The 7722-nt window shown below is 61.6% G+C and carries 9 protein-coding genes; 5 read left to right on the top strand and 4 right to left on the bottom strand.

Features of this window, described 5'->3' with window-relative positions; genetic code table 11:
• The 3 genes from BG61_RS41045 to BG61_RS42550 form a co-directional block, all read right to left on the bottom strand.
• Window positions 1-100, bottom strand: a 100-nt coding sequence (locus BG61_RS41045; protein ID WP_152565286.1) for an acyl-CoA dehydrogenase N-terminal domain-containing protein, incomplete at its 3' end; no start/stop codon positions are given.
• A 595-nt stretch (window positions 101-695) separates the two neighbouring features.
• Complete coding sequence (locus BG61_RS37200; protein ID WP_035935924.1) at window positions 696-1142, bottom strand: SRPBCC family protein; 447 nt, start codon at window positions 1140-1142, stop codon at window positions 696-698.
• A gap of 38 nt (window positions 1143-1180) precedes the next feature.
• Window positions 1181-1516 (bottom strand): hypothetical protein, encoded by a 336-nt coding sequence (locus BG61_RS42550; RefSeq protein ID WP_129572217.1) that lies wholly within the window; start codon window positions 1514-1516, stop codon window positions 1181-1183.
• Here BG61_RS42550 and BG61_RS37195 point away from each other — a divergent pair.
• On the top strand, window positions 1508-2770 hold the full coding sequence (locus BG61_RS37195) for a multidrug effflux MFS transporter (RefSeq protein ID WP_035935926.1): 1263 nt from the start codon (window positions 1508-1510) through the stop codon (window positions 2768-2770). The genes BG61_RS42550 and BG61_RS37195 overlap by 9 nt on opposite strands.
• A gap of 246 nt (window positions 2771-3016) precedes the next feature.
• Here the strand turns inward: BG61_RS37195 and BG61_RS37190 are convergent, their stop codons facing one another.
• Window positions 3017-3577: a lipid-binding SYLF domain-containing protein gene (locus BG61_RS37190; protein WP_035935928.1), complete on the bottom strand. Its 561-nt coding sequence runs from the start codon at window positions 3575-3577 to the stop codon at window positions 3017-3019.
• A gap of 389 nt (window positions 3578-3966) precedes the next feature.
• On the opposite strand from BG61_RS37190, the gene BG61_RS37185 reads away from it, so the two are divergent.
• From BG61_RS37185 to BG61_RS39625, 4 genes are all read left to right on the top strand, one after another.
• The gene (locus BG61_RS37185; RefSeq protein WP_035935930.1) at window positions 3967-5376 is read left to right on the top strand and encodes a cytochrome ubiquinol oxidase subunit I; all 1410 of its coding nucleotides are present in this window, start codon (window positions 3967-3969) and stop codon (window positions 5374-5376) included.
• Window positions 5373-6380, top strand: a complete 1008-nt coding sequence (gene cydB, locus BG61_RS37180; RefSeq protein ID WP_035935933.1) for a cytochrome d ubiquinol oxidase subunit II — start codon at window positions 5373-5375, stop codon at window positions 6378-6380. The genes BG61_RS37185 and cydB overlap by 4 nt, the downstream gene beginning before the upstream one ends.
• A gap of 31 nt (window positions 6381-6411) precedes the next feature.
• Complete coding sequence (locus BG61_RS37175; RefSeq protein WP_232256337.1) at window positions 6412-6924, top strand: hypothetical protein; 513 nt, start codon at window positions 6412-6414, stop codon at window positions 6922-6924.
• Between the two features lie 519 nt (window positions 6925-7443).
• Window positions 7444-7722: DUF3302 domain-containing protein (locus BG61_RS39625; protein WP_051673009.1), on the top strand; the 279-nt coding region annotated here is incomplete at its 3' end.

The raw sequence follows: 7722 nt of genomic DNA, 5'->3' as shown, positions 1-7722 counted from the left end.
GATTCGCGTCCTCGAAGCCGGGCAGCGTGGCGACATGTTCGATGTCGGCGAGTTCGTCGATGACGAACAGCATGTCTTTCAAAGGTGCGGTGTATGTCATTTGGGGTCTCTTTCTGAATATTGCAGGGCGTCGCGAAAGTTTGGCGTTGTCCGCGCGCGATCCGGATGTCCAATCCTAACGTCGCGCGCCGTCATAACCGCCATCCGAATCCGCCCTTTCACTGACAAAACGTGCCGCTCTTCGCGCATGCAAGGGGTCGTCCGGAGAGTTCCGCTGCGTGACCACGGTCTCTTCGCCACGACGACGATTCGGTCTGAACATTTGGAACGGATGGGCGCCGCGGGACTTGCGACCGTGACAAAGTCCGGATCAACTCAATGAGCGGAGTCGGAAGTTCATCACGCAGGGCCCGCGGCTCGAACGGCTTCGAATGCCGCTACGCGCACATGGAACGTGTCGCGATAGCGCGTGAAGTCATGCAGCAAGAATACGGAAGGGGAGGAATTCCAGCACCCCTCGCGGCGGGAGGGGTATTCGGCTCGGACGCGGGCCGCACGGGGGCGGCGGGCGAGTTCTGTCCTGATTGGACGCCTTCGAGCGCGAGAATCGCGAACTTGCATGAAGCCGCGCCGAATTTGCCGGAGAGGGTCTTGAGGTGCCCCCGCCGACGGAGTGCAGGCCTGTGCAGGCGGCGTCAGTCCGGGATTTCGGGCTCGACCAGCTTGGCCAACTGAACCAGCGATTCCTGCCAGCCGAGGTAGCACATTTCCACAGGAATGACTTCGGGCACGCCTTCCTGCACGATGGTGAGTTCGGTTCCGCAGGACACCTGCCGCAATGAAATCGTGGCGTGCATCTGGCCGGGCAGGTTCGGGTCGTCGAATCGGTCCGAGTAGCGGATCTTCTCGAACGGCACCAGCTCGACGTACTCGCCGCCAAACGAGTGGCTGTTGCCCGAGCCGAAGTTACGGAACGACATCTTGTACGTGCCACCAACCCGGGCGTCCATATGGTGGACCTGACAGGTGAATCCGTAGGGCGGCAGCCATTTCGCTATCGCATCGGGTTCGAGGAAGGCGCGATAGATGCGTTCGGGAATGGCGCGCAAGACGCGGTGGAGTTGGACGGTTCCGGTAGTCATGGTGTGTTCGCCTTTCACTTTGGAAGTTGGACATGCTTCTACGACGGTTCGGCGGCACCGGTATCGACATCGCCCGGACCAGTAAAAACCCGTAGGCGCCGACAGGTTTCAGCCCTTGCTCCTTCGAACTTTCCTTGCACGATGTAAGCCGGGGCGCTGCCAAATTCCGAATTAGGCCAGTACGAGAAATCAACCAGCATCAGATTCGGTCTGGTCCACAGCGACTCAATACGCGTAGAATCCGGGTTCGCGCCGACCCGCGAGACGACACGCACACAACGCGACGACGCCACCGCACTCAGGCTTCGCTCGACATCCGAACCGGCTGACGCCGCGTCACCGGTTTTCGCTTCTTCGACGTTTTCATGAACCACGATATCCGCGATCGCTCCGTCAATCCGGCGCGCGCATCGAACTCGCCGCGCTTCCTGCTCTTTCTGGTCTGCCTGTACGCTTCCGCCGGCCAGTTCGCGATCGACATCTATGTGCCCGCGCTGCCCGCGATGGCGCGCTACTTCGCGACGTCGTCTCAAGCGATCCAGACCAGCGTTTCCGGCTACATGGCCGCCTATGCGCTCGGCCAGCTCGTCTTCGGACCCATAGCCGACGCTTACGGGCGCAAGCGCGTGCTGGCTTTCGGGCTCGTCATCTTCACGATCGGCTGCCTCTTGTCGCTCGCGGCGACGAATCTGGAAACATTCCTTCTCGCCCGCTGCCTGCAGGGCTTCGGCATTGCCACCACCAACCTGCTCGCGAAGGCGATCATCACCGATTCGTTCTCCGGGCAGGCGTTGATGCACGCGTTCACCTACATGTCGATCGCGTGGGGGCTCGCACCGATCGTCGCGCCGGTGATCGGCGCCCACCTGCAGACCTGGTTCGGCTGGCAGGCTTGCCTCGTCTTCCTGCTCGTCCATTCTGTGGTGATGTGGGGCTTGCTGTGGCGCTATCGAGAAACGTTGCCGCGACCGGTGGCACTCGAGCCGCGCACGCTGATGGCCAACGCGGGCAAGGTGCTTTCGAGCCCGGTATTTCGCAGCTGTTTCCTTGCGCAGGGCCTGTGCTACAGCATCCTGCTCGTGTTCAACATCGTCGGGCCGTTCATGGTGCAGAACACGCTGCACGAGGCGCCGACCTATTTCGGCTACCTCGCGCTGGGCATCGGAATGATGTATCTGCTGGGCGGACTGTTGAACCGCCTGCAAGGCCCGCGTATGCCAACCGCGGAGCAGCGGCTGCGCATCAGTGCGGGCGTGATGGCGGCCACGGCGGTAGCAATGCTGCTGCTGGCGCTGACGGTCGGCCTGCGTGTGTGGACGCTTGCGGCACCCGTACTCGTGATGGGGTTCTGCGCGGGCGTGATGTATCCGACGCTGATGGCCAAGGGCAATTCGCTCTTCCCGCACATCGCCGGCCTGACGAGCGCGATCCTCGGATGTGCGCTGCTGCTCGTGTCGTCCGCGATGATGGCGCTCGCCGGCTTCGTGTCGGTGACGAGCCTGACGCCGCTCGCAGTGTTCTTCGTGATCGTCGCGTTCACGGTCGTTGCGATGGTGACAAAGCTGCTGCGACATCTGACGCAACTGCAAGCCGACGCCGGCGTATGCGGCAGCGGCGAGGCCGCGTAAGCGCGGAACATGCTCAGGCGCGCGGCGCTTGCGCAGAAGGTGGCAACCGTGTCAGCGCTGCGCCAATGAATGTGAATGCGGCAGACTCACGGCGATATGCCGGGTCGAGGACGGCAAAGCCTTCGCGGTAACGCGTCGAACCTCGTGGAATCAACGAGCCACCGCTTGCACCGCTTGCACCGCTTGCACCGCTTGCACCGCTTGCAATCGGCAGCCCGTTGAACAGACGCGGAGATGGCAAACTTTTCAACGGCTGATCTTCGTGATCTTCTGGCCTTGCATCCCCATACCGGCCATCAGGCCTTCCTGATGAAAGAGGAACGCGTAGACATCGGATTGCAGCGTAGTCGTGGTCAGTGACCTGGCAACGCCCTCATCCACGACCACGATGCTCGGTCCGATGCCGACAGACCAACCGTCCACGCTATCGAGATACTTCCTGGCGTTATCGTTCATGAGGAAAATCGCTTCAGAGAACTCCTGCACGCCTGCCTGCAGGCCATACGAAAGCGCCGATGCATTGTAGTAACCCAGTACCTTTCCGTCAGCGGCGAACATCACGCCGTCGCCGGCCTGAGCGCCCACGACGAAGCCAGCCTTGACGAGATTCGGGAACACCAGGACAGCTTTTGCCTGGTATTGAATATCCTTGGCCTTGGGCGTCGTCTGAAACAGCTTCGCAAGGGTCTCGCGCGCCTTCGCCTCCAATGCCGGGTCGTTGCCGACTTTCGCGGTTTCCTGAGTTGAACAGGCCGACCCGATCAGCAACAACGGGACGGTAAGAATGAGCAGAAGATACTTGATCATGACGAGCGCTCCATTCGGAAAACCGTGGTGTATGCGAGGCTGCTGCGAAATTTTTCTAGGACCAGTTCAATACTTGTGAACTCGGAAAATCGATTCGGCATCTGACGCATCATCGGCGCCTATTCAGCGTATGACGGCATGTCGCGCGCGCATATTGGACCATGGTCCAATACCGGCGCGCCGGCCGATTGCCTAGTCTGCCAATGGCGCATGATGTCGATCACTCGTCACGGGACGATTTGCGCCATCGAGATCAGAGGCAGCACGTTTACTTGCAAGAACGGCGATCTGCACCACACCGGACGGCGGCGGTGGCCAAACACATCGGCCCATGCGTCATCGAGGCTGGCAGGCCCCCGGACCACGAGCCCATCTGAGTGGAAGTGAGCATGGAACTTGACCCTGTCATCCTCTCGCGCATCCAGTTCGGGTTCGTCATCAGCTTTCATATCATCTTCCCGGCTTTCACGATCGGGCTGGCAGCATGGCTGGCGACGATCGAGGGCGCGCGCCTCGTGACCGGCAACCCGCTGTACCGCAGAGTGTTCGACTTCTGGCGGCCGATCTTCGCGGTATCCTTCGGCATGGGCGTGGTCACCGGAATCGTGATGGCCTTCCAGTTCGGCACCAACTGGGGCGTGCTCGCGGTGAAGACGGGATCGATCCAGGGCCCGCTGCTGGGCTACGAGGGCTTCACGGCCTTCATGCTCGAGGCAACATTCTTCGGTGTCTTGCTGCTCGGGCGCGACCGCGTGTCGCCATGGTTCTACTTCTTTTCCTGCTGCATGGTGGCGTTGGGCACGATGTTCTCGTCGTTCTGGATTCTTGCTAACAACAGCTGGATGCAGGTCCCGCTCGGCCACACGATCGTGGATGGCAAGATCGTTCCCTCCGACTGGAAGCAGATCGTGCTCGGTCCGGTGCAGATGGTCCGCTGGCCGCACATGTTGCTTGCCGCCTTCCTGACCAGTGCGATGTGCGTGGCCGCCACAGGCGCGTGGTATCTCCTGCGCGGCGTGCATCGCGACGAAGGACGCGTGATGCTCCGCTGGGGGCTGGCGCTGGTCGCAGTAGTGATCCCCGTGCAGTTGTTTTTCGGGCACCTGACCGGCGAATACGTGCTGAAGCACCAGCCCGCCAAGTTCGCCGCGATCGAAGCGCGCTGGAAGAACCAGCAGCCAGCAGACGAAGTGCTGATCGCCATTCCCGATGAAGCAAACGAGCGCAACCTCTACGCCATTACCGTGCCGAAGCTGGGCAGTTTCATCGCATCAGGGAATTTCACCTCGGCCGAAGTCGGGCTGGAATCGTTCCCTCGCGAGGACCGCCCCCCGGTACTGATTCCGTTCTTCGCCTTTCGTCTGATGGTCGGCATGGGCCTCATCATGCTGGCTGTGTCGTGGGTGGGCAACCTGCTGCGCTGGCGCGGGAAGCTGGAAACGTCGCGCTGGTTTCTGTGGGCCACGTTCCTTTCATTTCCGACAGGCTTCATCGCAATCCTCACCGGCTGGTACACGGCGGAAGTCGGCCGCCAGCCGTGGGTCGTATACGGCTTGCTGCGCACCCGGGACGCGATCACGCCAGCGCTGACGACCAACGACGTATTGACCTCGTTGATCATCTACATCGTCGTCTACTTTCTCTTCGTCTCGTTCGGCATCTACTACATTTACAAGCTCTTGCGCGACGGGCCGCGCGTCGAAGACACGGTGCTGACCAACGTCACGGCCAGCCGGCCGATGGCCATCGCCGCGCGGACCGAAAAGACCGCCGACGCCGACGCGGGGAGCAAGCCATGAGTGAACTGCAGCCGAGCAACCTGGCGCTCTTCTGGGCCGCCGTCATTGCTGCCTCCATCCTCGTATACGTGGTGCTGGACGGTCTGGATCTGGGGGTTGGCATTCTGTTCGGCAGCACGCGAGACGAAGGCCACCGGTCGCAGATGATGAGCACCATCGCTCCGTTCTGGGACGGCAACGAGACCTGGCTGGTCGTGATCGGCGCAGGTCTGTTCGCCAGCTTCCCGGTCGTCTATGCCGTGTTCATGGGCGCCTTCTATTTGCCGTTGCTGCTGCTGCTCGTCGGCCTGATCTTTCGGGGTATCGCATTCGAGTTTCGCTACCGGAGCGTCCGGGCGCGCAAGCTCTGGGACGCGGGCTTCTTTCTCGGATCGACGGTGGTCGCCTTCGCCCAGGGTGCAGCGGTGGGCGCGCTCATGCGCGGCATCCCGGTGGCAAACGAGCAGTTCGCAGGCACGTCGTTCGACTGGCTGCACCCGTTCTCGGTTCTGACGGGTATTGGTCTCGTGTTCGGCTATGCGCTGCTCGGCGCAGGCTGGATCGTCCTCAAGAGCGAGGGCGCATTGCGCGACTGGGCATACAGACGCATTGGCTGGCTCGCGGCGATCGTGTTCGTACTCCTTGGGCTGGCTTTCACCGTGTCGCTGACCGTCGACGCGGGCGCAGTGGCGCAGAGTCACCTGCGCGATCGTGCCTGGGGACTCGTCTTCCCGGTTGCCGCGATTGCGGCGTTGGGGAGCGCCGTCATGAGCGCACGAGCGCGGCGCGACGGGTTGACGTTCGCGCTCACCGTGTTGTTCGTCCTGGCCTCCTACCTGACGCTCGGCGTCATGTTCTGGCCTTACATGGTTCCGTATTCGATCACCGTGGGCAAAGCCGCCGCGCCGGAGGCATCGCTGAGTTTCATGTTCTATGGCGGCGTGGTGGTGCTGCCCGTGATCGCGATCTACACCGCGGGCGTCTACTGGGTGTTTCGGGGCAAGATCCAGCAAGAATCCGAATGACCAGCGCGCTTTCCGCTGCACCCGCTGGAATATGGAAAGCCTGAATCCAGACCGGCCGATGGATTGGTCAGTTGACACGCTCTCGAACCCCTCTACCACTTCCATGAAAAAGTGGCCGGCCTGCACACCCACCCTGCTTATCGTGTTAAGCATGCTGTCCGTTTCGAATTCGTCGCATGCCCGTGCGCTCGATTCGCACCTCGATTGCAGTTCGAGCGCACACGAGTTCATCGCGGAGCTTCTGGACAATCACGAAATAGATCCGAATCCGACCAGGGTCGAACGGAACTCGGTCAACGCATTCCGGCCGACGCCCGGCGCCAAGCTGACGGCATTTGGCTTTCGCGTCCACACCGTCCTCGGATACCAGCGTGACGATAGCCAGTTCAAGCAGGGAAGTGGCGAGCCTGTTGCGGACTCGGCGTACGGCGTGGTGGTGATCGGTTCAGCAGACGCCGTCGAAGCGCGGCTACGTGACGCCCACAGCAATGCCCTCGTTCGTCAGGTCGTGCCGCTCATACTGACCGTCATCTTCTGCCAATGACGCGCAGTACCTGGCCGCGTTGTCCGCGGCAACACATGTTCGCGATGCCCTTTCTAGGAGCGCGTACTTCACCTTCGGGAGCCATGCGTACCGGCCCGCCGGCTCGATTCAACCGGACCATGGTCCAATATCCCGAGGCGCAATAACGCGACGATATTCGCGGCTTTGATCCTGTGCGCGCTCTCGGCCTCCGGAGCGATTTATCTGATCCTCGAAATGGACAGACCATTGGACAGGGCAGTCAAAGTCTCGCTCGCGCCGCTGCCCGGCTTGGGAAATAGATGCGCTTACTTCAGAATCACGCTCGCCGTCGCTAACGGGAGTCCTTTATTCCACGCTGTGTTTTGTCGCTATTGGACCTTGGTCCACTAGTGGCGTGTCCGCCGCGCGCATAGTCTTTGATATCGAGCGATGATGCCGGCCATGTGTCTCGAGGCAAGACCCGGCCTTGATCGATTTTCTGGAGCGACAGCGCAAAGGACGCGCTTGCGCGGGTGCGTACTCACCAGGGAGCGTGACATGCTCGGATTCGAACTCGGGTTCTGGGACTACGTGACATTCGCCACGGGATTCCTTGCAGGCGGTGCCGGGATCCTCACCTACATCTGGATTGCCGGGTTGCCGGGGCGGATCGCGCTCGCGCGCCATCACCCGGAAGCGGAAGCGGTCAAGCTGATGGGCTGGGCCGGCCTGCTGCCCACGGTACTGCCGTGGATTCAGGCGTTCATCTGGGCCTTCAAACCAACAGACGTCATCGATATCCGGCGCTTTCCGCGCGAGGAAGCGCGGGCGATCGAG

It is taken from the genome of Caballeronia glathei (assembly GCF_000698595.1).
GTDB classification, from domain to species: Bacteria; Pseudomonadota; Gammaproteobacteria; order Burkholderiales; family Burkholderiaceae; genus Caballeronia; species Caballeronia glathei.
Note: the sequence above shows the minus strand (reverse complement) of the source record. Positions and strands in the feature narration are given on the sequence as shown.